The sequence below is a fragment of the Phascolarctobacterium succinatutens YIT 12067 genome (assembly GCF_000188175.1).
GTDB lineage: Bacteria > Bacillota > Negativicutes > Acidaminococcales > Acidaminococcaceae > Phascolarctobacterium_A > Phascolarctobacterium_A succinatutens.
Genome location: NZ_GL830930.1, coordinates 60,154 through 83,748 on the forward strand (window position 1 = coordinate 60,154; position 23,595 = coordinate 83,748).

24 protein-coding genes are annotated in these 23,595 nt (G+C 48.6%); 23 read left to right on the top strand and 1 reads right to left on the bottom strand.

What is annotated here, in order from left to right:
• The first annotated feature begins 12 nt into the window (after nucleotides 1–12).
• From ispG to HMPREF9443_RS10430, 23 genes are all read left to right on the top strand, one after another.
• Complete coding sequence (ispG, locus tag HMPREF9443_RS09020) at nucleotides 13–1,086, top strand: flavodoxin-dependent (E)-4-hydroxy-3-methylbut-2-enyl-diphosphate synthase (protein ID WP_087942322.1); 1,074 nt, start codon at nucleotides 13–15, stop codon at nucleotides 1,084–1,086.
• A complete protein-coding gene (locus tag HMPREF9443_RS09025; RefSeq protein ID WP_009146295.1) occupies nucleotides 1,086–2,795 on the top strand; it encodes a proline--tRNA ligase in 1,710 nt (569 codons plus the stop codon). Before ispG ends, HMPREF9443_RS09025 begins: the two co-directional genes overlap by 1 nt.
• A gap of 69 nt (nucleotides 2,796–2,864) precedes the next feature.
• On the top strand, nucleotides 2,865–3,596 hold the full coding sequence (locus HMPREF9443_RS09030; RefSeq protein WP_009146296.1) for an MgtC/SapB family protein: 732 nt from the start codon (nucleotides 2,865–2,867) through the stop codon (nucleotides 3,594–3,596).
• A gap of 196 nt (nucleotides 3,597–3,792) precedes the next feature.
• Complete coding sequence (locus HMPREF9443_RS09035) at nucleotides 3,793–7,518, top strand: PolC-type DNA polymerase III (protein ID WP_009146297.1); 3,726 nt, start codon at nucleotides 3,793–3,795, stop codon at nucleotides 7,516–7,518.
• Between the two features lie 14 nt (nucleotides 7,519–7,532).
• Nucleotides 7,533–7,919, top strand: a complete 387-nt coding sequence (locus tag HMPREF9443_RS09040; RefSeq protein ID WP_009146298.1) for a DUF3783 domain-containing protein — start codon at nucleotides 7,533–7,535, stop codon at nucleotides 7,917–7,919.
• Between the two features lie 99 nt (nucleotides 7,920–8,018).
• Entirely contained in the window at nucleotides 8,019–8,510 is a 492-nt protein-coding gene (locus HMPREF9443_RS09045; protein WP_009146299.1) for a YajQ family cyclic di-GMP-binding protein, read from the top strand.
• 35 nt (nucleotides 8,511–8,545) lie between these two features.
• Nucleotides 8,546–8,947, top strand: a complete 402-nt coding sequence (locus HMPREF9443_RS09050; RefSeq protein ID WP_009146300.1) for a YkvA family protein — start codon at nucleotides 8,546–8,548, stop codon at nucleotides 8,945–8,947.
• Nucleotides 8,948–9,141: 194 nt separating this feature from the next.
• A complete protein-coding gene (locus tag HMPREF9443_RS09055) occupies nucleotides 9,142–9,402 on the top strand; it encodes an IreB family regulatory phosphoprotein (RefSeq protein ID WP_009146301.1) in 261 nt (86 codons plus the stop codon).
• Between the two features lie 17 nt (nucleotides 9,403–9,419).
• A complete protein-coding gene (gene ruvX, locus HMPREF9443_RS09060) occupies nucleotides 9,420–9,842 on the top strand; it encodes a Holliday junction resolvase RuvX (protein WP_009146302.1) in 423 nt (140 codons plus the stop codon).
• A gap of 83 nt (nucleotides 9,843–9,925) precedes the next feature.
• Nucleotides 9,926–10,273: a DUF1292 domain-containing protein gene (locus HMPREF9443_RS09065; RefSeq protein ID WP_009146303.1), complete on the top strand. Its 348-nt coding sequence runs from the start codon at nucleotides 9,926–9,928 to the stop codon at nucleotides 10,271–10,273.
• 65 nt (nucleotides 10,274–10,338) lie between these two features.
• A complete protein-coding gene (gene mltG, locus HMPREF9443_RS09070) occupies nucleotides 10,339–11,382 on the top strand; it encodes an endolytic transglycosylase MltG (RefSeq protein WP_009146304.1) in 1,044 nt (347 codons plus the stop codon).
• 67 nt (nucleotides 11,383–11,449) lie between these two features.
• Complete coding sequence (locus tag HMPREF9443_RS09075) at nucleotides 11,450–12,697, top strand: peptidase U32 family protein (RefSeq protein ID WP_009146305.1); 1,248 nt, start codon at nucleotides 11,450–11,452, stop codon at nucleotides 12,695–12,697.
• Nucleotides 12,694–12,957 carry a DUF4911 domain-containing protein gene (locus tag HMPREF9443_RS09080; RefSeq protein ID WP_009146306.1) on the top strand — a complete coding sequence of 88 codons (264 nt, stop codon included), beginning with the start codon at nucleotides 12,694–12,696 and terminating at the stop codon, nucleotides 12,955–12,957. Before HMPREF9443_RS09075 ends, HMPREF9443_RS09080 begins: the two co-directional genes overlap by 4 nt.
• Before the next feature lie 138 nt (nucleotides 12,958–13,095).
• Complete coding sequence (locus tag HMPREF9443_RS09085) at nucleotides 13,096–13,749, top strand: hypothetical protein (RefSeq protein ID WP_009146307.1); 654 nt, start codon at nucleotides 13,096–13,098, stop codon at nucleotides 13,747–13,749.
• A 58-nt stretch (nucleotides 13,750–13,807) separates the two neighbouring features.
• On the top strand, nucleotides 13,808–13,975 hold the full coding sequence (locus tag HMPREF9443_RS11235; protein WP_302291567.1) for a nucleotidyl transferase AbiEii/AbiGii toxin family protein: 168 nt from the start codon (nucleotides 13,808–13,810) through the stop codon (nucleotides 13,973–13,975).
• A gap of 146 nt (nucleotides 13,976–14,121) precedes the next feature.
• Nucleotides 14,122–14,322, top strand: a complete 201-nt coding sequence (locus tag HMPREF9443_RS10840) for a hypothetical protein (protein WP_009146309.1) — start codon at nucleotides 14,122–14,124, stop codon at nucleotides 14,320–14,322.
• Between the two features lie 176 nt (nucleotides 14,323–14,498).
• A complete protein-coding gene (locus tag HMPREF9443_RS09095; protein ID WP_009146310.1) occupies nucleotides 14,499–15,185 on the top strand; it encodes a winged helix-turn-helix domain-containing protein in 687 nt (228 codons plus the stop codon).
• Entirely contained in the window at nucleotides 15,182–16,861 is a 1,680-nt protein-coding gene (locus HMPREF9443_RS09100; protein WP_009146311.1) for a sensor histidine kinase, read from the top strand. The genes HMPREF9443_RS09095 and HMPREF9443_RS09100 overlap by 4 nt, the downstream gene beginning before the upstream one ends.
• Before the next feature lie 101 nt (nucleotides 16,862–16,962).
• Nucleotides 16,963–17,232, top strand: coding sequence for an ACT domain-containing protein (locus tag HMPREF9443_RS09105; protein ID WP_040565414.1), 270 nt, complete (start codon nucleotides 16,963–16,965; stop codon nucleotides 17,230–17,232).
• Between the two features lie 9 nt (nucleotides 17,233–17,241).
• Complete coding sequence (locus tag HMPREF9443_RS09110) at nucleotides 17,242–18,603, top strand: PFL family protein (RefSeq protein ID WP_009146313.1); 1,362 nt, start codon at nucleotides 17,242–17,244, stop codon at nucleotides 18,601–18,603.
• On the top strand, nucleotides 18,603–19,238 hold the full coding sequence (nth, locus tag HMPREF9443_RS09115; RefSeq protein ID WP_009146314.1) for an endonuclease III: 636 nt from the start codon (nucleotides 18,603–18,605) through the stop codon (nucleotides 19,236–19,238). The genes HMPREF9443_RS09110 and nth overlap by 1 nt, the downstream gene beginning before the upstream one ends.
• Nucleotides 19,239–19,846: 608 nt before the next feature.
• Nucleotides 19,847–21,667: a hypothetical protein gene (locus HMPREF9443_RS09120; protein ID WP_040565415.1), complete on the top strand. Its 1,821-nt coding sequence runs from the start codon at nucleotides 19,847–19,849 to the stop codon at nucleotides 21,665–21,667.
• Nucleotides 21,660–23,123, top strand: coding sequence for a YadA-like family protein (locus HMPREF9443_RS10430; protein WP_009146316.1), 1,464 nt, complete (start codon nucleotides 21,660–21,662; stop codon nucleotides 23,121–23,123). Before HMPREF9443_RS09120 ends, HMPREF9443_RS10430 begins: the two co-directional genes overlap by 8 nt.
• A gap of 131 nt (nucleotides 23,124–23,254) precedes the next feature.
• Here the strand turns inward: HMPREF9443_RS10430 and HMPREF9443_RS09130 are convergent, their stop codons facing one another.
• Nucleotides 23,255–23,470, bottom strand: coding sequence for a hypothetical protein (locus tag HMPREF9443_RS09130; protein WP_021719892.1), 216 nt, complete (start codon nucleotides 23,468–23,470; stop codon nucleotides 23,255–23,257).
• Nucleotides 23,471–23,595: the final 125 nt, after the last annotated feature.

Consider the following 23,595-nt stretch of genomic DNA (forward strand, 5'->3'; position numbering starts at 1 on the left):
TGAACGAAAGTGATAGAACGTAGAAAAACCCGCCAGCTGCACGTAGGCAGCGTGGCTGTGGGCGGCGATGCTCCGATTGCCGTTCAGTCTATGACTAACACACATACAGACGATGCTGCTGCAACCTTGGAGCAGATTCAGCGTCTGGCAGATGCAGGCTGCGATATTATCCGCTGTGCCGTGCCTGATATGGCAGCGGCGGAGGGCCTGAAAACTATTTGTAAGGAAAGTCCGGTTCCTGTCATTGCCGATATTCATTTTGATTATAAGCTGGCTCTGGCAGCGATTGAAGCAGGTGTTGACGGCCTGCGCTTAAACCCCGGCAATATCGGCGGTGAAGAAAAGGTGCGCGCTGTGGTTGAAGCAGCGAAGGAACGCAATATTCCTATCCGCATCGGTGTCAACGCCGGCTCTCTGCCGAAGGATTTGCTGGAAAAATACGGCCATCCCACTGCGGAGGCTCTTGTGGAGGCGGCTTGGCGCCACGTGCGCATTCTCGAAGCGATGGATTACCGTAACATTAAGATTTCACTCAAAGCGCATGATGTGCCGCTGACACTGGAGGCTTATCGTCTGATGGCAGCGCAGTGTGATTATCCGCTGCATGTCGGCATTACGGAGGCAGGCACTGTCAACAGCGGTATTATCAAATCCGCAGTAGGCATCGGTACGCTGCTTGCCGAAGGCATCGGCGATACTATTCGCGTTTCGCTGACCGGTGACCCGGTGAACGAGGTGCGTGTAGCGTATGACATTCTGAAATCCCTTGGCCTGCGTGAGCACGGACCGACCTTAATCAGCTGTCCGACCTGCGGACGCACCCGCATCAGTCTGGAAAAGCTGGCGCTGGAGGTTGAACGCCGTCTGGCGGATGTTGAAGAACCCATTACGGTTGCCGTTATGGGCTGTGTGGTCAACGGACCCGGTGAAGCACGTGAGGCTGACGTCGGTATTGCCGGCGGCATCGGCGAGGGACTGGTATTCCGCAAGGGCGAAATCCTGCGCAAGGTTCCCGAAGATCAGCTTGTAAGCGAGCTTTTTGCTGAAATAGATAAAATTTTACTTGAGAGGAAGGTATCCCGTTAATGAAAGTTTCTAAAATGTATGCACCCACTCTGCGTGAGGTTCCGTCCGAGGCTGAAATCCCGAGCCATCAGCTGCTGCTGCGTGCCGGTTTTATGCGTAAATCCACCAATGGCATGTACACCTATCTGCCACTGGCTTGGCGTGTTATTAAAAAAATCGAAAATATTATCCGTGAAGAGATGGACCATGCAGGCTGCCAGGAAATCATGATGCCGATTATGCAGCCGGCAGAAATCTGGAAGGAAAGCGGCCGTTGGGACGCTTACGGTGCAGAAATGGTACGCTTGAAGGACCGTCACGGCCACGAATACTGCCTTGGTCCTACCCACGAGGAAATGGTTACTACTCTGGTTAAGAACGATGTGCGTTCCTACCGCCAGCTGCCGCTGAACCTGTACCAGATTCAGGACAAATTCCGTGACGAACGCCGTCCGCGCTTCGGCCTGATGCGCAGCCGTGACTTCATTATGAAGGATGGCTATTCCTTCGACCGTGATGAAGCAGGTCTGGACGTTTCCTATAAGGCTATGTATGATGCTTATGACAAAATCTTTACCCGCTGCGGTCTTAACTTCCGTCCGGTAGAAGCAGACAGCGGTGCTATCGGCGGTACCGGTAGCCATGAGTTCATGGTGCTGGCAGACAGCGGTGAAGCAGAAATTACCTACTGCACCAAATGCGATTACGCTGCCGATATCGAAAAGGCAGAGCTGTATCCGATAAAGGCTCCGGCAGAAGAAATGCAGGAGCTGAGCGAGGTTGAAACTCCGAACTGCAAGACTATTGCCGACGTTTGCGCTTTCCTCAACGCTCCGATTGAAAAATCCGTAAAAGCTGTTGCATACCAATGCGAAAAAGGCCTGGTACTGTGCTTCGTTCGCGGTGACCACGAGGTTAACGAAACCAAAGTACAAAACACCGTAGGCGCAGTTGAGCTGGAAATGGCTGAGGCAGAGCTGTTGGCTAAGGCTGGCACTGTCGGTGGTTATATGGGCCCTGTAGGCCTTGATCCCGAAAAGGTTATTATCGTTTGCGATGCAACCGTTATGAATATGCACAATGTTTGCTGTGGTGCTAACCATGAAGGCTTCCACTACATCAACGCTAATCCGGGCCGTGACTTCACTCCGACCTACGTTGCCGATATCCGTCTGATGGCTGAAGGCGATCCCTGCCCGCACTGCGGCGCTCCGATTGCTAAGGCTCGCGGTATCGAAGCAGGCCAGGTATTCAAGCTGCACACCAAATACAGCGCAGCTATGAAATGTACCTATCTGGATGAAAACGGCAAAGAGCAGCCGATGGTAATGGGCTGCTACGGTATCGGCGTTGGCCGTACTATGGCTGCCTGCGTTGAACAGAGCCATGATGCCGACGGCATGATCTGGCCTGTTGCTATTGCTCCGTATGAAGTACTTGTTGTACCTGTAAACGTAAAGGACGAAGCATCCTTTGCTAAGGCTGAGAAAATTTACAACGAGCTGCACAAAGCAGGCGTTGAGGTTGTTATCGACGACCGCAAGGAGCGTCCGGGCGTAAAATTCAAGGACGCAGATTTGATCGGCTATCCGCTGCGCGTAGTTGTAGGTCCTAAGACTCTGCAGACCGGCGAGCTGGAAGTAAAAGTTCGTAAGACCGGCGAAGTAAGCATGCTGCCGCTGGACGGTGATTATATCACTGCTATCAAGGAGATGCTGCAAAAGCTGTAAAAATAACTCAGTTCCCGTGTCTGCGCCCGGCGCAGGCAGAGGGAACAGAAGCTGTGAGGTGATACTGGCATGGATTTAATTAATACTTCTTTTTTGCATAACAAAGAGGTTGTTATGGTTATCAGGCTGGTTGTTGCTGCAATTCTCGGCGGTATTGTCGGTATAGAAAGAGGCAGTGGTGACCGTCCTGCCGGTTTCCGTACACATATTCTTGTGTGCGTGGGCTCGGCGCTGTTTATGCTCGTTTCGCTTTACGGCTTTGATGATGTCTATCCTCAGACTGCCAAGCTGGAGGAGGATATCGGCCAACGCCGTGACTCGGCGCGTATTGCAGCCCAGGTTGTCAGCGGCATAGGCTTTCTCGGCGCAGGCACCATTCTGCACGAGGGTTTAACTATTCGCGGTCTGACAACTGCTGCCAGTCTGTGGATGGTTTCCGCAATCGGCCTTGCTGCCGGCAGCGGTATGTACTTCCTCAGCAGCGTGGCAACCATTATCACCATGATAACTCTGGTTACATTCCATACCTGGGAAAAGCGCTTTGCTGCCAACAGCCGCAGTGACCGCCAGTTTATCCGCATCATTACTACAAACCGTTCCGGTGCTATCACCGATGTTACCGGTTATCTGTCGCTCAACGGCGTGCAGGTAAAATCACTGAACGTAAAGCGTGATAAGGAAAAGAATCGTCTGGTGTTGGAGGTCTTTCTGAAGCTCGGCAAGACTGCGCCCGATGGCGGAGATTTGGTTAGAGGGTTGCAGGGGATTGAGGGTGTTGTTGGTGTCGAAAACATGAGATAACCTATAGCACGCCATCTGCGTTGTTGCGTCGCCTCGACGTACTAAAAGTACGCCGTCGGCATCCGCGCCTAGCATCTGACGCACTCTAGCTTATCTCAGAAAAATAGAAGATAGCACACCATCTGCGTTGTTGCGTTGCCTCAACGTACATCATAATCCAACAACTTCTCCCGTCATTATTAGGAAAGGATTTAATGTGAATAAAAAATATTGCCTGATTCCTGATGAAGAAAAATTTTATAGTTTTTTAGCTTCGCTGACCTTTTCCCCGGTGGAACTGATGCAGCTTAAGCTGATGCATATCAATCAGATTTGTGTAGACGAGTCTGCCTGTCAGTGGGAGGTGCACTTTAGCTGTGCCGCCCATCTTACCGGCGGCCTGCTGCAGAAGGCGGCGCAGCAGCTTGCAGCCGCTTTTTCTTTGCAAAGCGTAGATATGATTTGCGACGGCGATGGCTCCAAATGCCAGGTGATGCAGCGTGAGCCGCAGGCAGAGGTAGAGATTACCGACTGCACCGGCGATCCGCTGCCGGAGGAAATTCCTTTACCGCCGGAGCCGCCTGATATTGAAATCGGCGAAACTCTGCCGCCGGAGCCTCCTTGTGAAGTGTCCTACAACAATCCGGAGGAGGACCCCGAGTATCTGCAGGCCATGGCAGCCTTATACGGTGAAAAGAAGGCTGACGGCCAGCTGTGGGGCAAAAAAATTAAGGGTACGCCACGTAAGCTGGATACCGTGACAGAGGAAGAGCGCAACGTTGTTATCGAAGGCACCTTTGTCAAAAGTCTGGATAAGGACGGTGCGCTGCAGACCTTTATTGATAAGGAAACGCGCGTGGGTTCTATTGTGCTTACCTTTAACGTTAGTGATGATACCGGCGGTATTTTCGTTAAGCTGCGTTTTGACAAGCGTGACGGCGGCGATCCTCGCAAGGAATGCAACGAGTTCAAAAATCTGCTGAAGCCCGGTATGCGCCTGCGTCTGCAGGGTGATGTTGCGCCAGACCGCTTTGCCTTTGACGAGATGTGCATGGTGCCTCGCGGCATTATGAAGCTCGATGCTAAGGAGGAGCGCATGGATAATGCCGAGGTCAAGAGGGTTGAGCTGCATTGCCATACGAAGATGAGTAAGCTTGATGGCCTGACGCCGATGGAGGGCCTCGTCAAGCAGGCAATCCGTTGGGGCCACAAGGCTTTGGCGATTACCGACCATGGCGTAGTGCAGGCCTTTCCGTTCTGCTTTGATGCGGCGGAGGGCAGTGACCTGAAGCTGATTTTCGGCATGGAGGGTTATCTTATCAGCGACCGCCAGACGAAGGACGATGCCGTTGATACGGAAAATCCCGATGCTGCGACTAAGGGTAAGAGTAAAATCAGCAGTCACCATATTATTATTCTGGCGAAGAATGAAATCGGTCTGCGTAACCTGTACCAGCTCGTTACTATCAGCCATCTGCGTTATCTGAATAAGCGTCCGCTGCTGCCGCGCGCTGTTATCGAGGAGCATCGTGAAGGTCTGGTTCTCGGCTCGGCCTGCGAGGCGGGCGAGCTGTATCGCGCGGTGCGCTTAGGTGCGAGCGATGAGGAGCTGGAGGAAATAGCCGGCTTTTATGATTATCTGGAAATTCAGCCTACGGGCAATAACCAGTTTTTGGTGCGCGAAAATTACTGCACGGAGGAGGATTTGCGGGAGCATAACCGCAAAATCTATGAGCTGGGCAAACGCTTGGGCAAGCTGACTGTAGCAACCTGCGACGTGCATTTCCTCAATCCTGAGGATGCACAGCTGCGTGCGATTCTGCAGGCCGGTCAGGGTTATAAGGATGCGGATTTGCAGCCGCCGCTGTATCTGCATACTACAGAGGAGATGCTTGAGGAGTTCTCTTATCTGGGAGAGGAAGCAGCCTACGAGGTTGTTGTTACCAATACCAATAAGATTGCGGATATGATTGAACGCATTAAGCCTGTTCCCGACCGCGATCAGTTGTATTCGCCTTCTATTCCCGGTGCGGAGGATGCCGTGCGTGATTTGTCCTATGCCAAAGCGCATGAATGGTACGGCGAAAAGCTGCCGCAGATTGTTGAGGACCGCTTGAAGATGGAACTGGACGCTATTATCGGCCACGGCTTCTCTGTATTGTATTACATTGCGCATAAGCTGGTTAAGCATTCTATCGACCGCGGTTACTTGGTAGGCTCGCGTGGCAGCGTAGGCTCGTCCTTTGTTGCTACGATGTTGGATATTACCGAGGTTAATGCGCTGAAGCCGCATTACCGCTGTCCGAATTGCCGTCACAGCGAATTTTTTATGAACAATGAGGTAGACAGCGGCTTTGACCTGCCGCCGAAGGATTGTCCCGAATGCGGTACGAGGATGCTGCGCGACGGTCACAATATCCCGTTCGCGGTTTTCCTGGGCTTCCACGGTGATAAGGTTCCTGATATTGATTTGAACTTCTCCGGCGGTATCGATCCCGATGATCCGTCCGCTATGTCCGACCAGAGCGTAGCGCACAAGTACACCGAGGAGCTTTTCGGCCGCGATAACGTTTGCCGCGCCGGTACGATTGCTACTATCGCCAATAAAACAGCGATAGGCTTTATCAGAAAATATTACGAGAGCAAGAATCTGCATGTGCATCCGGCGCATGTGGCTGCGCTGGTTGAAGGCTTTGCCGGCATCAAGCGCACTACAGGCCAGCATCCCGGCGGCATCATGGTTGTGCCGCGTAATATGGATATCCATTATATTACGCCGATGAACCGTCCTGCCGATGATAAGGATGGCACTACGATTACTACTCACTACGATTATCACAGCATCAATGATCGTCTGGTTAAGCTGGATATTCTGGGCCACGATGATCCGATGGTTCTGAAGATGCTGGAAAAATATCTGCAGGAGGACGTAGATCCTAACTTTGATCCCAAGAAGATTCCTGTGGGCGATGAAGAAACGATGCGTATCTTCCAGGATACAACCTCCCTCGGCGTTACGCCGGAGCAGATTGACAGTGCCGTAGGCACCTTCGGTATCCCAGAATGCGGTACGAAGTTTGTGCGTCAGATGATCAGTGACGTACAGCCGAAAAAATTCAGTGAGGTTGTGCGTGTATCCGGTTATTCGCATGGTACGGACGTATGGCTGAACAATGCGCAGGATTTGATTAAGGAAGGCAAGCCTGTTGCCGAAACTATTTCTACACGTGACGACGTTATGACGCACTTGATTTCCAAGGGCGTGGAACCCAGTCTGGCGTTTAAGACGATGGAGCACGTGCGTAAGGGCAAGGCGGCGAAAAAAGGTCTGGAGCCGAAGATGCTCGAGGCTATGCGCGCAGTAAATATTCCCGAATGGTATATCAAGTCCTGCGAAAAGGTACAGTATCTGTTCCCAAAGGCGCACGCCGTTGCGTACGTTCTTATGGCCTACCGTATTGCCTATTGCAAGGTGCATTATCCGAAAGAGTTTTATGCGGCGTACTTTACGGTACGTGCCAAGGATTTTGACTACACCCATGTTTCCAAGGGCAAGAGCTATGTAAAGAATTTTATCAAGAATGTTTACCAGCAGGGCTTCAAGGCTTCGCCTCTGGATAAAACGACTGTCACCTATCTGGAGCTGGTAAATGAGATGCTGGAGCGCGGTCTGAGCTTTGATAAGATGGATTTATATAAGTCGGACCCGATTAAATTCCTGGTTACGGAAAACGGCCTGCGTCCGCCTTTGGCTGCCTTGGGCGGTGTAGGTGAAAACGCTGCCAAGAGCATTGCTGCGGCGAGGGACATCAACCGGCCGTTTATCTCTCAGGAGGATTTGCGCCAGCGTTCCGGTGTCAACAAGAGTGTCATCGAAAAGCTGGCAGACATGGGCGTTTTGGGCGATTTGCCGGAAAATAACCAGATTGATTTGTTTGCCTGAGATAGGAGATACATATGCAAAAAATAATTTTGGCCTATAATTTTACGCCTGAGCGTCTGCAGGCGCTGAAGCTGATTTGCATGATGCTGCGCACACAGCTGCGCGCCGTGACGCGTGAGGAGCTGCTGCAGCCTGTAGGCTATCTGGCAGGCTTGCCCGAGGTGGCGTCTGTCAGTGAGGCTTACAGCGGTGACGAGGGGCAGGAGGAAATGCTGCTCATGTGCGGCTTCAGCCGTCAGGATCTGGACAGATTGCTGGCTGCCATTAAAAAGGGCAAGCTGCGTCAGGTGGCGCTGAAGGCGATGCTGACACCCACCAACTGCACCTGGAGCGGCCTGCAGCTTTTGCAGGAGCTTAGCCAGGAGCATGCTTATATGCACGGTAAAAATGCAGGCAAATAAGCAAAATTGCCGCTGCCGGTAGTTTTACTGGCGTTAAAGCGCTTTCTCTGATATAATTAGGCATGATAAACTTTAGCTACATTTAGGAGGATAATAATAATGGCAAAAGATAGTTCCTTTGACGTTGTTTCCCAAGTTGATATGCAGGAAATGGATAACGCTGTCAACCAGGTTAAGAAAGAGATTGACCAACGTTATGATTTTCGCGGCAGCAATGCTTCCATCGAGCTCGGTGAGAAGGAAGTAAAAATTGCAGCTGAGGACGAGTACAAGCTGGGCGCAATTTTAGATATGCTACGCCAAAAAATGGCTAAACGCGGTATTCCTCTGCGTTGCCTGGTTCCGGGCAAGATTGAGCCCGCTGCCAAAGGCACCGTTCGCCAATCTCTGGAAATCCAACAGGGTATTTCCAAAGAGAACGGCAAAAAAATCGTGGCAGCTATCAAAGCTTCCAAGCTGAAGGTAACTGCTCAGATTCAGGATGACCAGGTACGTGTTGCCGGTGCGAAAAAGGATGACCTGCAGGCTGTTATCCAACTGCTTAAGGCCGGAGATTTCGGCGTTGATCTGCAATTCATCAACATGCGCTAAGCATTCGTCCACGGTTTGGAAAAGAGTGGAGCAAAATGACAGAACACAAAGACTTTGACAAAAAGAAAATCAATGACGGCGAGCTGCAGAAGTATTCCGGAAGCTACAGCGAGGAAGGCCTGCTGCATAAAATCAGCCGCTACGGTGCTCACATCGGCATCGAGCTGCTGTACAAGGTCGTGCAGCTGTGGTGCGTACTGCAGAAGCCGGAGGTTCCTGCGAAGGAAAAGGCGTTGATTATGGGAGCTTTGGGGTATTTAATCGCTCCCCTGGATTTTGTGCCGGATATGACGCCGGTGCTGGGATACAGTGATGATCTGGTGGCAATTACCTTTGCGCTGCTGAAGGTGCAGGGGTATATTGATGAAGAGGTTGATGCCAGAGCCAAGGAGCTGTTGGCGAAGGTTTTTGATAAGGATGTCGTTGCGAAGCTGTAATTACAAGCAAGAAGGCACATTGCCTTACTCACATTTATGAGTAAAGAGTAATGTGCCTTTTGTTTTCAAACTATGCTTTTTGCTTAATATTAAATTGCTGTTGCTATCTATCTGTTAAATTAACCAGAAAAACACAGCTTTTTTACTCAAAATGTGCTACAATATATTTACGAAAAACGAAGGGAGTGTTTCGTATGTCTGAAGTATCTCAAGAAACTATGATGTTCAAACGTGAGCCGGAAAAGCTGAACGTTGCCGAAACTATAAAAGAAGTATATGCTGCCCTGGAAAAGAAGGGCTATAATCCTGTGGACCAGCTGGCAGGCTATCTGCTGAGCGGTGACCCCACTTATATCACCAGCTTTGAGGATGCACGCACCAAGCTGCGCCGTCACGAGCGCTATGAGCTGATTGAAGAGCTGGTAAAGAATTATCTGCAGCAGATTAACAAGTAAAAGGAGAAATTGACTTAATGCGTAAAATGTCCCTTGATGTAGGAACAAGAACTATCGGTATCGCTGTGAGCGATTTGCTGGGCATGATTGCCAACGGCGTGGAAACTATTCATCGTACTACCGAAGAACGCGACTATGCCCGCATTGCCGAGCTGATTGCCGAGCATGAGGTAGATACATTGGTTGTAGGCTATCCCAAAAACATGAACGGCACTATCGGTGAACGCGCGCAGGCCTGTGAAGCAATGGCTGAAAAGTTACGCACCATGTTCCCGAAGGTGCAGGTTGTGCTTTGGGATGAACGTCTGAGCACAGTGGCTGCCGAAAAGGTGCTGGTTGATGCGGATTTACGCCGCAAAAAGCGTAAGAAGGTTATTGATATGATGGCGGCAGTTGTTATTCTGCAAAATTATCTGGACAGCAAGAGCTTTAAAATTTGACAGATTAGCGTCCCTATTATACAATATGTTTAGATTAAAATTGAGCTTTTTATTTATTGAGCTATGACGAAAGAGGTGCCTTTATGGAAAAAGACATTAGAGATGAAGAATTAGCAGCTATGCAAGCTGAAGGTGAAGAAGAAGTTATCTGCGTTGTTCTGACTGACGAGCAAGGCAACGAGCACGAGTTCTATCAGGACATGGTTATCACTGTTGATGATAAACAATTCGCAGTACTGGTTCCGATGGAAGACTGCTGCTGCGAGGATGACGACTGCGATTGCCACGAGCATGATGAAGAAGAAGATACCTGCGTTATCGCACGCATGGACTTTGACGAAAACGGCGAAGCTGTTTACACCGCTCCGACTGACGAAGAATATGAAGCAGTTGCTGCTAAGTATGACGAAATGTTTGAGGACGAGGAGTAATTCACAGTCAGCAATTTTACCGGACTTCGGTCCGGTATTTTTATGCGATGTGACGATGTTTTCTGATGGATATAGAAAAGCTTAAAACGCTGGTGCGCGACAATCCGGTGCAGGCTGCAGCAGGTGCTTTGGCGGTGCTGCTGATTGCCGGCGTGGTAGCATTTACAATTTATCTTAACGGACAGGGCAATAATAAGGGCTTTGCCGTAGAAGGCTCACGACTTATTGTTGTCAAGGACGGCATGACTACGGCGGATATCGCCGAGCTGCTGCATGAAAAAAAGCTGGTAAAAAATCCCGCTGCCTTTAAAATGGAGGCGCGCTGGAAGGGATTGGCTACTAAGCTGCAGGCAGGTGCCTACCAGATTGACGGCGGCATGAGCAATCAGCAGATTGTTGATGTTATGGTTAAGGGACGCATCAAACAGGTGCGCTTTACCGTACCGGAAGGCTACAGCGTGGCGAAAACTGCGAAGAAGCTGGAGGCCGAAGGGCTTGGCAGTGCTGATAAGTTTATGGCAGCGGCGAAGGATTATGCACCCTATCCTTACATGCAGACCGATGACAGCAATGTGCTGTTTAAGGCAGAGGGCTTTATCTACCCGGCAACCTATGATTTCCCGGTGGGAATCAGCGAGCAGGAGATGCTCAAAATGATGGTTGCGCAGTTTGATAAGGAAATGCAGAGCAGCGGTATTGCCAAAACTGTGGCAGAACGTAACCTGCCCTTGCGTGATGTAGTAAATATGGCTTCGATGGTGGAGCTGGAGGCAGTATTTGCCGAAGAGCAGCCGAAAATCGCCGGCGTTTTTCTCAAGCGTGTGGCTATCGGCATGCCTATTCAGTCGGATACGACCATCCAGTATCTTTTGGGAACGCAGAAGGAAGTAGTTACCTTTGCGGATACCAAAATTCAGAGTCCGTATAACACCTACCAAAATCCCGGCTTGCCTCCGGGACCGATTGGCAGTCCGGGACTGACCGCGATTAAGGCGGTGCTGCAGCCGGAGCAGACAGATTATCTGTACTTTGTTGCGGAAAAGGACGGACACCATCGTTTTACCAAAACCTACGCCGAGCATCTGAAGGCGATTGAGGAAATAGGTTAATAACAGGTTATTACATATTTCTGCGCTGTCAGTGTGGCGGAGCAGAGAAGTGTTTTAAGGAGAATTAATGAGCAGAAATTTAGTTAAACCCGAATTACTGGCTCCTGCCGGTAATATGGAAAAAGGAAAAATGGCCCTGCTGTATGGTGCTGATGCTATTTATCTGGGCGGCAAGCTGTTTGGTCTGCGTGCCTTTGCCAACAATTTCTCTTTAGAGGAAATTGCGGAGATGGCAGAGTATGCGCACAGCCTCGGCAAAAAGGTTTATGTAACGGTAAATATTTTTGCGCACAACGAGGATATCGACAGACTACCGGATTATCTGCGCGGTCTGCAGCAGGCCAAGGTTGACGCACTGCTGATCAGCGATTTTGGTGTATGGAGCACTGCCCGTCAGGTTGTGCCTGATATGCCGCTGCATGTGAGCACGCAGGCTAATACCACCAACTACGCCGCTGTACAGGCGTGGGAGCAGCTTGGCGCTGAACGCGTTGTGCTGGCACGTGAGCTGTCCTTGGCAGAAATCAGCGAAATCAGCGAAAAAACCTCGGTAGAGCTGGAAACCTTCGTGCATGGCGCGATGTGCATTTCCTACAGCGGACGCTGCCTGCTGAGCGCCTATCTGACAGGGCGCGACGGCAACCGCGGTGCCTGCACTCAGGCTTGCCGTTGGGAATATAATATGTATAAACTGGGCGAGCAAAAGCGCCCAGGCGAATACTTCGACCTCGAGGAGGACGAACGCGGTACCTATGTGATGAACTCCAAGGACCTGTGCCTGATTGAATATCTGCCGGAGCTGATGCGTGCCGGTGTGTGCAGCCTGAAGATTGAAGGCCGCATGAAGAGCGTGCATTATGTAGCAACGGTAGTCAGCGTTTACCGCAAGGCTATCGACCAATGTTGGGCAGATATGGAGCATTACAGCGTGCCGGAAGCGTGGATTACCGAGCTGAACAAGGTTTCCCACCGCCAGTACACCACAGGCTTTGCTGTGGCCAAGCCTGACAGAAATGCGCAGGTTTACACCAGCTCGAAGTATGAGCAGACACACGATTTTGTTGGTATCGTTACAGGCTATGATGCTGAGAAAAAGCGCGCTTATTTTGAGCAGCGCAATAATGTAAAGGCAGGCGAGCCGCTGGAGCTTTTGATGCCCGACGGCAGCACTATGCCCTTTGTTTTGACAGAAATGCTGGATGAAGCAGGTACGTCGATTGACTGCGCACCGCATGCCCAGCAGAAATTTTCCGCAGCCAGCGACAAGCCGCTGCTGCAATTCAGCTTATTACGCAGAAAGGTTGTAAAAGAATGAGTGACAATGACCCCGGACCCCACAGTATGATCTACGCGCAGGTTGAGCCTGAGCGTATTGCAGATGTTAACTGGATTATGGAAGGCTATGAGCATCTGGCCATGGTGAGCACCGTAGACGGCACCAGCGGACTGATTAAGTTTTATGCTACGCCGGATACGTATTTTGATACACTGGATATTATTGAAAATATGCCGTTTAAGGTAGATGTAATCGATAATATGGAAAACGGAGTGTATCACAGACTTTGGCAGATTTAAACTGCAGGGAAAGGACTGCCGCAGGCAGCTTTCGTTTTTTCTACAATCGCATATAGTAAATAGTACAAGGCTGGGAGCGTTGCTCTCAGCCTTTTTTGATATAATGGTAACAAAAAGGCAGAACAATACTGCTATATTGTGAAAGAAGAGAGAAAAATGGAAGCTTTATATGATTACTTGTTGAAAAACTTTGAGCCCAATAAGCCTATCTTCTTAAGTGATGTTAAGACTAGCGGTATCAATTATGCTAATATCAGAAAACAGATGAAAAATCTGGTTGATTCCGGGAAAATCAAACGGTTTGATAGTGGCATTTATTTTCTTACGACTAAGACTATTTTTAAGTCAGGTTCTGAGCTTTCTCCTGATGATGTTCTTGAATATAAATATCTTTTGAGTGACAATAAGCGCTGTGGTTATATTAGCGGCCTTATGTTTTTTAATCAGCTTGGCCTGTCGACGCAGCTGCCGATGGTTTATGAGGTGGTTTCCAACAAGGCTACAAAAGACCGCCGCGAGACTACTCTCGGAGGCTCAAAGGTTGTTGTTCGTCGCCCTAAGGTGACTGTAAATGATGGGAACTATAAGATCCTGCAGTTTTTGGATCTTCTCAGGGACATTGATATGTATTCTGAGGTTACTGGCGATTCTTTAAAGGAAAAGCTTTACCGGTACATGGATAAGTCCGGGCTGACTGTCAACGAAATGAAACCTTATTTTTCTTATTATCCCGATAAGCTGTATAAGAATCTTGTGGAAACGGGGGTTATCTTTAATGGTATATTTGCATGAGGATCGTGAACAATTTCTTCAGGCGCTCAGATTAACATATAAACAGACCAGGCAGATGATGCAGATTATAGAAAAAGATTATTATGTTACTGTATTGCTTAAACTGCTAGCCGAAAAAATTCCTTTTATTGTTTTCAAAGGCGGGACTTCACTCAGTAAATGTCATAAGGTAATTCGTAGATTTTCCGAGGATATAGATCTTACAATTGATGTTTCTTTATCTTAAGGACAGAAAAAGAAAGTCAAAAAAGCAATACTTGATTCAGCTTTTGTGATTATTATTTATCTGGAAAGGTTGCTAAGCATTCTCGTCATCTTTATGACATTTATAAATTATTACCGTTAGTATCGCAAGATGATACGTTCAAAGATTTGATTAAGGAAGTGCGCGAAGTTCGAGCACAATCCTCTATTTGTTTTTCTGCTTTGCCAGATGTTGATGTAAGTGGATTGCTTAAAGAAATAATTAAGGAAAATGTTTACAGGAAGGATTATGAAAATCTGACAATACAGTTATTAGAAGAAAATATTTCGTATGATATGGCTATAGAAGCATTAAAAAAAATTGACTGAAAGCAAGTTTTTTGATTCTTAGCTTCCCCCAAAAACTCAACACCGCCCGACAGTATTACCAAGTGATGCTGTCGGGCTTTTTTACGCCTGTTAAATTTTTTACCTAAATTTAACAGGAAAAAATTCGGCTTTGCGTATATAATAATGCATAAGAGTATTGATAGGTGGTGTTTTGCATGATTTTCTGCGTGGAGGATGAACAAAATATTTGCGAGCTGGAGGTTTATACCCTGCAGTCCGTTGGCATGGAGGCACAGGGCTGCAGCAGCGGCCGAGAGCTTTTCGCTTTGCTGGAAAAGCAGGTGCCTGAGCTGATTGTTTTAGATATTATGCTGCCGGATGAGGATGGCGTAAGCATTCTCAGACGTTTGCGTGCTGATAAACGTTATTCGAATATCCCCGTGATTATGGCTACAGCCAAGGGCTCGGAGTTTGATAAGGTCAAGGGTCTGGACAGCGGTGCTGATGATTATATTGCTAAGCCCTTCGGTATGCTGGAGATGGTGGCGCGCATCAAGGCTGTGCTGCGCCGCTGCGCAGCACCACGCCGCGATGAGGACGACGAGGAAACTATCCGCATCGGTCGCCTGGAGGTCAAACAGATGGAGCATAAGGTGAGCGTAGGCGGCAGTGAGGTTGTGCTGACGCTGAAGGAATACGAGCTGCTGCGTAAGTTTTTGCAGCATCCGGGTATTGTCTTTTCGCGCGACAAGCTGCTTAACGATATCTGGGGCTATGAATTCAGCGGTGAAACTCGCACCGTTGATGTGCATATCCGTACTCTGCGCCAGAAGCTTGGTGAGGCAGGCGAGCTGATTGAAACTATCCGTGGCGTTGGCTACAGAATGGCGGCCGTAAAATGAAGCAGAGGCTGTTTCGCAGTATACTGCTGCTGACAGGGGCAGCGGTAGGCCTTGTTTTGCTGCTCTTCTTCTGGGTTTCCTGCCAATATATTACGCAGGACAGCTTCGCCAGCCTTAAGCGTGAGGCTAATCTGCTGATTGTGGCTGACGGAGAGGGCAATGTGCCGGTGAGCGAGCTGCAGCGCTTGCAGCTTGCCGACCGCTTAACGCTTATTGCGCCGGACGGTCACGCCTTGTACGACAATTATGCTGACGCTGAATCAATGGAGAACCATCTGCAGCGCGAGGAGGTGCAGGAGGCACTGAAAGGCGGTGAGGGCCGCAGCCAGCGTGCGTCCGAAACCTTGGGCAAAAACATTCTGTACTATGCCGTGCGCTTGCAGGACGGCAATGTACTGCGCCTTTCGCGCACGAATGACGCTGTTTTTCAACAGTATAAAATAATTCTTGGTTACTTTGTGCTGTTGGCGCTGGTAGTTTTGTGCGGTGCCTTTTGGGCAGCCAAAACAATTACCGCCAGAATACTGCGACCATTGGAAAACCTTAATCTGGAGCAGCCTGATTCTGAAGCTGTAGTTTACCCTGAGCTGAAGCCGATTGTGGAGTATTTTGAGCTGCAGCAGGAAAAGCTGCAGAAGGAAATGCGCCGTTACAAAAATAAAAAGCAGGAGCTGAAGGCCGTAACTAATAATATGGATGAAGGCTTGCTGTTCCTTAATCCGGTTTGGGAAATCGAATCGATTAATAAAAGTGCCGTAAAATTCTTTGGCAAGGAAAAGCAGGAGCTTTTGGGAACGAGCTTTTTTATGCTTGATGACAGTGACGAAATCCGTCAGCTTTTGGCAAAAATTGAGCAGGAGGGCAAGGGGCGCCTGGTAATCAACCGCGGCAGCAGCTATTATCAGCTAAACGGCAGCAGAATTACCGATAAGGGCTTTGTGCTGCTGATTATGGATGTGACGGCGCGTACTGCTTCGGAAAAAATCCGCCGTGAGTTTTCGGCTAACGTTTCGCATGAGCTGAAGACACCGCTGCAGTCGGTGCTGGGCTATTCGGAAATTATGCTCAGCGGCCTGGTGAAGCCGGAGGATACCAAGCGCTTTCTGCAGAAAATCAACGATGAGGCGCACAATCTGCTGCGTCTGATTGATGACATCATGCAGCTGTCGAAGCTCGATGAGCTGACGCATGATATGATGGAGGAATTTACGCTGCAGGATGTGGCGCAGAGTGCGCTGGCACGCCTGAAGGACAAGGCATGCAGATTGCAGGTCGGCCTGCAGCTTGTTGACAGCACCGGCGGCGACAGCAAGCTGCTTGGTATTTCTTCTCTGATGGAGGAAATTTTCTTCAACCTGTTGGATAACGGTCTGAAGTATAATCATCCCGGTGGTGAGGTTACGCTGCGCCTGAGCGAAGGAGAAAATAAGTATACGGTGAGCGTAGCTGATACCGGTATGGGCATTCCCGGCAGCGAGCTGCCGCATATTTTCGAACGCTTTTACCGTGTCGACCGCAGCCGTCATAAGGCGATTGAGGGTACTGGTTTAGGTCTTTCCATCGTCAAGCACGGCGTCGTCTTCCATGGCGGCAGCATACGTGTGGTGAGCACTGTAGGGCAGGGGACGGAGTTCATCATGAAGTTCCCCAAACCGAAGTATGAGGCGGAAAAATAAGCGCTTTATTTATGTATACAACACAGAGCGCCTAAGATGTGATACAATAGGAGCAGTACTATGAGTGCTGCTCTTAATTTATTTTGAAGGAGGACGCAGATATGCGAGTTGTTTTAACTATCGTAGGCAAGGATAAGGTAGGTATTACCGCTAAGGTGAGCAATGCTTTAGCAGAAATGAATATTAACATCATCAACATCAACCAAAACATTATGCAAGGCTTTTTCAATATGGTGCTGATTGCTGATATGTCAGAGGCTAACGTGCCTATTGCCGAAGCAGGCGACAAAATGGCTGCTTTGGGCGAAGAAATCGGCGTAGAAATCCGTCTGCAGAGCGAAGAAATTTTCAGCGCAATGCATCGTATATAGGAGGCTGTCATGTTATTTAATACTGACGATATTTTAGAAACTACGCGCATGATTACCCAAAATAAGCTGGATGTGCGTACTATCACCATGGGCATCAGCCTGCGTGATTGCGGTCATCCGGATATCAAGGTAACAGCGCAGAAAATTTATGATAAGATTTGCCGTAAGGCAGAGCATCTGGTAAAAACCGGTGAGGATATCGAGGTTGAGTTGGGCGTGCCCATTATCAACAAGCGTATTTCCGTAACGCCGATTTCCATGGTTGGGGAAAGCTGCGACAGCAACGATTATGTACCGCTGGCACAGGCTTTGGACAACGCAGGCAAGCAGGTTGGCGTTAACTTCATCGGCGGCTTTTCCGCTCTCGTGGACAAGGGCTATACCAAGGGCGACCGCAATCTGATTGCGTCTATTCCGGAAGCATTGGCAGTTACCGACATTGTTTGCTCTTCCGTAAGCGTTGGCTCTACCAAATGCGGTATCAATATGGATGCTGTAAAACAAATGGGCGAGGTTGTAAAGGCTGCTGCCGAGCGTACTGCTGACCGCGATGCAATCGGCTGTGCTAAGCTGGTTGTATTCTGCAATGCTGTGCCTGATAACCCGTTCATGGCAGGTGCCTTCCACGGCGTAACCGAACCGGAAAGCGTTATCAACGTTGGCGTAAGCGGACCGGGCGTTGTTAAATACGCACTGGAGCAGGTGCGTGACGGCGATATCGGTATGGTAGCCGAAACGATTAAAAAGACTGCCTTCAAGATTACCCGCGTCGGCCAGCTGGTAGCACAGGAGGCTGCACGCCGCTTGAATACCCAGTTCGGCATTATCGACCTGTCTCTGGCTCCGACTCCGGCAATCGGCGACAGTGTTGCGCATATTTTGGAGGAAATCGGTCTGGAAAGCTGCGGCGGCCCCGGCACTACCGCTACCCTGGCTATGCTGAACGACGCAGTTAAAAAGGGCGGCCTGATGGCTTCCAGCTATGTTGGTGGCCTGAGTGGTGCGTTTATCCCCGTAAGTGAGGACGCCGGTATGATTGCTGCGGTAGAACGCGGTGCTCTGTCCTTGGAAAAACTGGAATCTATGACCTGCGTATGCTCCGTTGGCCTTGATATGATTGCTATTCCCGGTGATACCACGGCAGCTACTATTTCCGCAATTATTGCCGATGAGGCTGCTATCGGTATGATTAACAATAAAACTACTGCAGTACGTCTGATTCCTGTTCCGGGCAAGGACGTAGGCGACCGCGTTGAATTTGGCGGTCTGCTGGGTTATGCGCCTGTTCTTGGCGTGAAGAAGTTCAGCGCTGAAAAGTTCATCAACCGCGGCGGACGTATTCCTGCACCGGTAAGGAGTCTGACGAACTGATGCGCAAGGCTCAAAGAGAAGCTATTCTGGCCAAGCTGGAGGAAACCTACAAGGGCAGCAAGACGGCGCTGAATTATAATTCACCGTTTGAGCTTTTGGTAGCTGTAATTCTTTCGGCCCAATGTACGGATGAACGCGTAAATGTGATTACGGCGCGTATGTTTCCGCGTCTAAATACGCCGGAAAAAATGGGCGCGCTGACGCAGGAAGAAATGGAAGCGGAAATCCGCGACTGCGGTCTGTATCATGCCAAGGCCAAAAACCTGCTTGGCATGTGTCATATGCTGACGCAGCGCTTTAACAGCGTGATTCCGAATGATATCAAAACGCTGATGGAATTACCCGGCGTGGGGCAGAAAACGGCGAACGTTATCGCCAGCATTATCTATAACATTCCGGCGCTGGCAGTAGATACGCATGTTTTCCGTGTGTCGCACCGTTTGGGATTGGCACAGGGCAAGGACCCGCTGGCTACCGAAAAGGAGCTGGAAAAAATTATTCCGCGTGAAAAGTGGAGTGACGCGCATCACTGGTTTATCTGGCATGGGCGCAAAATCTGTAAGGCACGCAAGCCGCTGTGCCGCGGCTGTGTGGTCGTAGAGGAATGCCCGTTCAAAGAGAAAAACTTTGAGTAAGTCTGCCTGGTGCTAAACGCGTAAGCGTTTACAGGCGGTGCTTGCGGTAGAAGTGCTGAAATAGGTTATAAATACAAAACGAAGCAAAAAAGGCCTGCGGCCCGTAAGGGTTGCAGGCCTTTCGGCATGCGTTGATTTACTTTCCTTGTGTCCGCAGAAGATGGACTTTTTTGGTGGATTTTATGCTGTCTTTTTATGACGCACACAGTTAGTAATGGCTTTGCCTTGCTATGAGTGCAGTTCACATTTTTGTCAAGAAATTGTCTACTGTGACAAAAATATTTTACATTCTTTTCTTTGTAATAATTATTAAAGTATAAAATATATAAAAGAGAAAATTCTAACAACTATGATTAATGCGTAAAAGTGACGAATGAAAAATTGTTTATGAATATTTTACTATTTAGTGTCTTTATGAAGAATACGAAAGTTTGACGTACGGAGATGAAAAGAGTACAATTAAAGCAGGTAAAGGAGACGAACTGCTAAATTTTCAAGGCCTTGAATTTTAGTACCACCTTATCTGAGTTATATTTGATTAACGAAATGCTTTTAACGAGGATTAAGATTGCGTCACTGTGGCGCAGCGTGGAAAAGGGGGATTGAAAATGAAAAAGACTAGAAAACAGACTGTTTTAGCAAAGTGTGTGCTGGCAACAATTATGGCAATGGGCATGATGGGTTATACTACTGTTTGGGCTGACACGCCTACCCCGTCTCCTGTTGACAAGACTGTTTCCAAAGACGCTGCAGGACAGATTTATGATGCTGCCTATGGTACTGACGGATGGAACAGAAAATATTTCTGGACTGACTTGGGACATGCGCAGGTACAGATCGGCTCCGGCGAGCAGATTGAATTGTTCACACCTTTTATTTATCATACCTATAACGATCAATGGAATCCGCAAGGCAATGGTTACAGACCTGTACATACAGGTGATAATTCCGAAATGCAGTGCAAAGAGTCTATGAGCAATATTACCGTAGGCGAATTTGACAGAATTATCAAATCTCTCTATACAAATGATATTACCATGGCAAAGACCATTTACGGTGAAGCAGGTCAGGTAGGCCTGAAAGATACTGTTATTAAAGCGGTTAGAGCAACTCCCGGTCAGGGGAAGACAGTCAATACCTATGAGTTGGTAAGAGCTAATGATGAGGTGCTTGCTGCAGCCATTGTTGATACCGATACCAAGATTACTGGCAATGAATTGACCTTTGCAAATGGCACGCTGACTTCCAAGATTACTGATAATGCCGGCGGAGTTTACACCGACAGCGTAGACGGTATTGCTTCTCAAGGCTGGGTAAACGAGCAGATGCAAGGTATTGTTGATACTAATACCACTAATACCGGCATGGAAGGAAGCCTGGATGAATATGGCACGCTGACGGTAAAGGTTAAGGATTCCGACCAGCACAGCGTACAGACTGAGGTAGAAGGTATTGCTTCCCGCAGCTGGGTAACTAATCAGTTGGAAGGCATTGCCGGGACTGATACTGTTACTACCGTAGAAGCAAAAACCAATATGCTGAAAATCACCGATGAAGGCACCAATGGCAATCATGCGTATAAGGTTGATATCAACGGCGACCAGCTGGGCGATTTTGTACAGCAGTATGATACTAACACCGTTACTACCGCACAGGCAGACGGCAAAGGTTATGTAAATGTTGCTGAAATGGTTGATGATAACGGTAATTACAATTACACCGTGGGTATTAACGAAGATAAGCTCATCAATACCATTAAGGATAATGATACCAACACCATTACTACTGCTGAATCTGTTCACGATATCATTACTGTAAATAATAGCATGGAAGGTCAGGAAGACGGTAAGAATTATCAAATCGGTATCAATGAGGACGCTCTGAAGGGCTACATCAAGGAAACAGCACAGGATACCGATACTGTTACTACCGTAGAATCTAAAACCAATATGCTGAAAATCACCGATGAAGGCACCGATGGAAACCATGCGTATAAGGTTGATATCAACGGCGATCAGTTAGGTGATTTTGTACAGCAATATGATACTAACACCGTTACTACCGCACAGGCAGACGGCAAAGGTTATGTGAATGTTGCCGAAATGGTTGATGATAACGGTAATTACAATTATACCGTAGGAATTAATGAAGATAAGCTCGTTGAAACTATTCAGGCAAATGATACTAACACCGTTACTACCGCACAGGCTGACGGCGACGGTTATGTAAATGTTACCGAAATGGTTGATGATAACGGTAATTACAATTATACCGTAGGAATTAACGAAGATAAACTCATTCAAACCATTCAGGAAAATGATACCAATACTATTACTACTGCAGAATCCGGTCATGCTATCATTACTGTAAATGACAGCGTAGGCGGTAGCGGTTTGGATGATAAGAATTATGTAATTGGTATTGATTAAGAATTATGTAATTGGTATTGATGAAGATGCTTTGAAGGGCTTCATTCAGGAAAACACCCAGGATACTAATACCGTTACTACCGTTGCTGTAAATACCAATATCCTGACGATTGAAGATAATGGTGAAGACGGCAACCATGCATATGAGCTTGGCATTAATAGCGAACAGCTGGGCGATTTTGTTAAGCAGTATGATACTAACACTATTACTACCGCGCAGGACGATGGCAATGGTTATGTAAATGTTGCTGAAGCTGTTGATGCAGACGGTAACTACAAATACACCGTAGGGTTTGATGAAGCTAAGCTCATTAACACCATCAAAGAAAACGACACCAACACCGTTACTACCGTAGCAGATGATGGCAAGGGTTATATTGGAGTAACCGACGCAATGGATGCTGACGGCAATCATAACTATACTGTAGCATTTGATGAAGGCAAGCTGATTCAGACCATTGAAGCGAAGGATAAGTTCGTTAACGGCGGCAGCATCGGTGCAGACGGCAAAATCACTCTTAAAGTAAGAAACGGCGAAGATGTTAAGCTGGATGGCCAGCTGAAGGATGCACAGCTGACTGAAATTGAGAGAGACAAGGCAGCCGGAACCGCTACTCTGGTAGTAAAAGACGGCTACACCAATGAAGAAGTACGCAGACTGACGATTGACGATATCGCAAGCAAGGCACAAAACGATAAAGAGCATGCTGAATTCAGAGAGCATTTCAGCGAACTGGATTATCGTGTTGACAACCTCGGCAGCCGCGTTGACAAGGTTGGTGCCGGTGCTGCCGCTCTCGCAGCGCTGCACCCGATGGATTTCGATCCCGATGACAAGCTGACCTTTGCAGCAGGCTACGGCAATTACAAGGGCAAAAACGCTGCTGCGGTAGGCGCGTTCTACCGTCCCGATGAAAAGGTTATGCTGAGCGTAGGCGGAACCTTCGGCAACGGCGAGAACATGGTAAACGCAGGTATCTCCTTCTCTCTGGACCGTACCGCACGCGTAAGCAATTCTCGTACAGCGATGGCTAAGGAAATCGTGGACCTGAGAGCTAATGTAGCTAACCTCACCGCGCTTGTAGGTCAGCTGACCGCAGGCATGGGCGGCACGATTGAGATGGACAGAATGAAGCTCTTCCCGGATGTTCCCGAAAACCACTGGGCTTACGAATACATCGGCCGTCTGGCGGCAGCAGGCATCGTTGAGGGTTATCCTGATGGTATGTTCAACGGCAACCGCATGATGAGCCGTTACGAATTTGCAGCTATGCTGTACAGAGCATTGGAAAAAGGCGTGAAGCTTGATCACAAGCTGGTTCGTGAATTTGAACCCGAAATGGGCCGTATCCATGTTGCCCGCATCTCCGGTGCGGATGGCGACAGAGGCAAGATTGAACGTGTACGCGTATACGGCGGCGACAATCGTGACCACTATGGCAGCAAGCTGAATTGAAAATGCAGGCAACTACATAGTTTAAACCTTAAATAAACACTCCCTTTTCTATAATTAAAAGAGGAGAACACCCAGTCCTTTACAGGATAAAAGGTGTTCTCCTCTTACTTTTGTTTTACACAGTGTTTTGCTTAATCCCAGCGCTTGAGCATGTCCTCAATAATTTCCTTATTGGTTTTGCGGCGCTTCTTCTCGTAGTTACGGAAGTTGTTATCTCTGTGGTCGGTGGAGTAGTCGGCGTAATCGAAGTCATCGTCGCTGCGTTCGTAGCTGCGGTTGTAGTCGCCGTGGCCATCGTCCAGGGAGAGGGGGATTTGCTGTGTGTAGGTATAGGGTTGTGTGTACATGATTGACCTCATAGATTTTGGAAGAATTGGCTGTGCAATTAATATATCCTTACGCTTGGTTTTCGAGAGAGCCTCTCCTTGGGGAGAGGTGGCATCGCAAAGCGATGACGGAGAGGGGATTTCTC

Bases quoted from the DNA above. Each gene is read 5' to 3' on its own strand.
- HMPREF9443_RS09025 (WP_009146295.1), top strand. From the start codon at position 1,086: ATGAAAGTTTCTAAAATGTATGCACCCACTCTGCGTGAGGTTCCGTCC.
- HMPREF9443_RS09030 (WP_009146296.1), top strand. From the start codon at position 2,865: ATGGATTTAATTAATACTTCTTTTTTGCATAACAAAGAGGTTGTTATG.
- HMPREF9443_RS09040 (WP_009146298.1), top strand. From the start codon at position 7,533: ATGCAAAAAATAATTTTGGCCTATAATTTTACGCCTGAGCGTCTGCAG.
- HMPREF9443_RS09045 (WP_009146299.1), top strand. From the start codon at position 8,019: ATGGCAAAAGATAGTTCCTTTGACGTTGTTTCCCAAGTTGATATGCAG.
- HMPREF9443_RS09050 (WP_009146300.1), top strand. From the start codon at position 8,546: ATGACAGAACACAAAGACTTTGACAAAAAGAAAATCAATGACGGCGAG.
- HMPREF9443_RS09055 (WP_009146301.1), top strand. From the start codon at position 9,142: ATGTCTGAAGTATCTCAAGAAACTATGATGTTCAAACGTGAGCCGGAA.
- ruvX (WP_009146302.1), top strand. From the start codon at position 9,420: ATGCGTAAAATGTCCCTTGATGTAGGAACAAGAACTATCGGTATCGCT.
- HMPREF9443_RS09065 (WP_009146303.1), top strand. From the start codon at position 9,926: ATGGAAAAAGACATTAGAGATGAAGAATTAGCAGCTATGCAAGCTGAA.
- mltG (WP_009146304.1), top strand. From the start codon at position 10,339: ATGGATATAGAAAAGCTTAAAACGCTGGTGCGCGACAATCCGGTGCAG.
- HMPREF9443_RS09075 (WP_009146305.1), top strand. From the start codon at position 11,450: ATGAGCAGAAATTTAGTTAAACCCGAATTACTGGCTCCTGCCGGTAAT.
- HMPREF9443_RS09080 (WP_009146306.1), top strand. From the start codon at position 12,694: ATGAGTGACAATGACCCCGGACCCCACAGTATGATCTACGCGCAGGTT.
- HMPREF9443_RS11235 (WP_302291567.1), top strand. From the start codon at position 13,808: ATGCAGATTATAGAAAAAGATTATTATGTTACTGTATTGCTTAAACTG.
- HMPREF9443_RS09095 (WP_009146310.1), top strand. From the start codon at position 14,499: ATGATTTTCTGCGTGGAGGATGAACAAAATATTTGCGAGCTGGAGGTT.
- HMPREF9443_RS09100 (WP_009146311.1), top strand. From the start codon at position 15,182: ATGAAGCAGAGGCTGTTTCGCAGTATACTGCTGCTGACAGGGGCAGCG.
- HMPREF9443_RS09105 (WP_040565414.1), top strand. From the start codon at position 16,963: ATGCGAGTTGTTTTAACTATCGTAGGCAAGGATAAGGTAGGTATTACC.
- HMPREF9443_RS09110 (WP_009146313.1), top strand. From the start codon at position 17,242: ATGTTATTTAATACTGACGATATTTTAGAAACTACGCGCATGATTACC.
- nth (WP_009146314.1), top strand. From the start codon at position 18,603: ATGCGCAAGGCTCAAAGAGAAGCTATTCTGGCCAAGCTGGAGGAAACC.
- HMPREF9443_RS09120 (WP_040565415.1), top strand. From the start codon at position 19,847: ATGAAAAAGACTAGAAAACAGACTGTTTTAGCAAAGTGTGTGCTGGCA.
- HMPREF9443_RS09130 (WP_021719892.1), bottom strand. From the start codon at position 23,470: ATGTACACACAACCCTATACCTACACACAGCAAATCCCCCTCTCCCTG.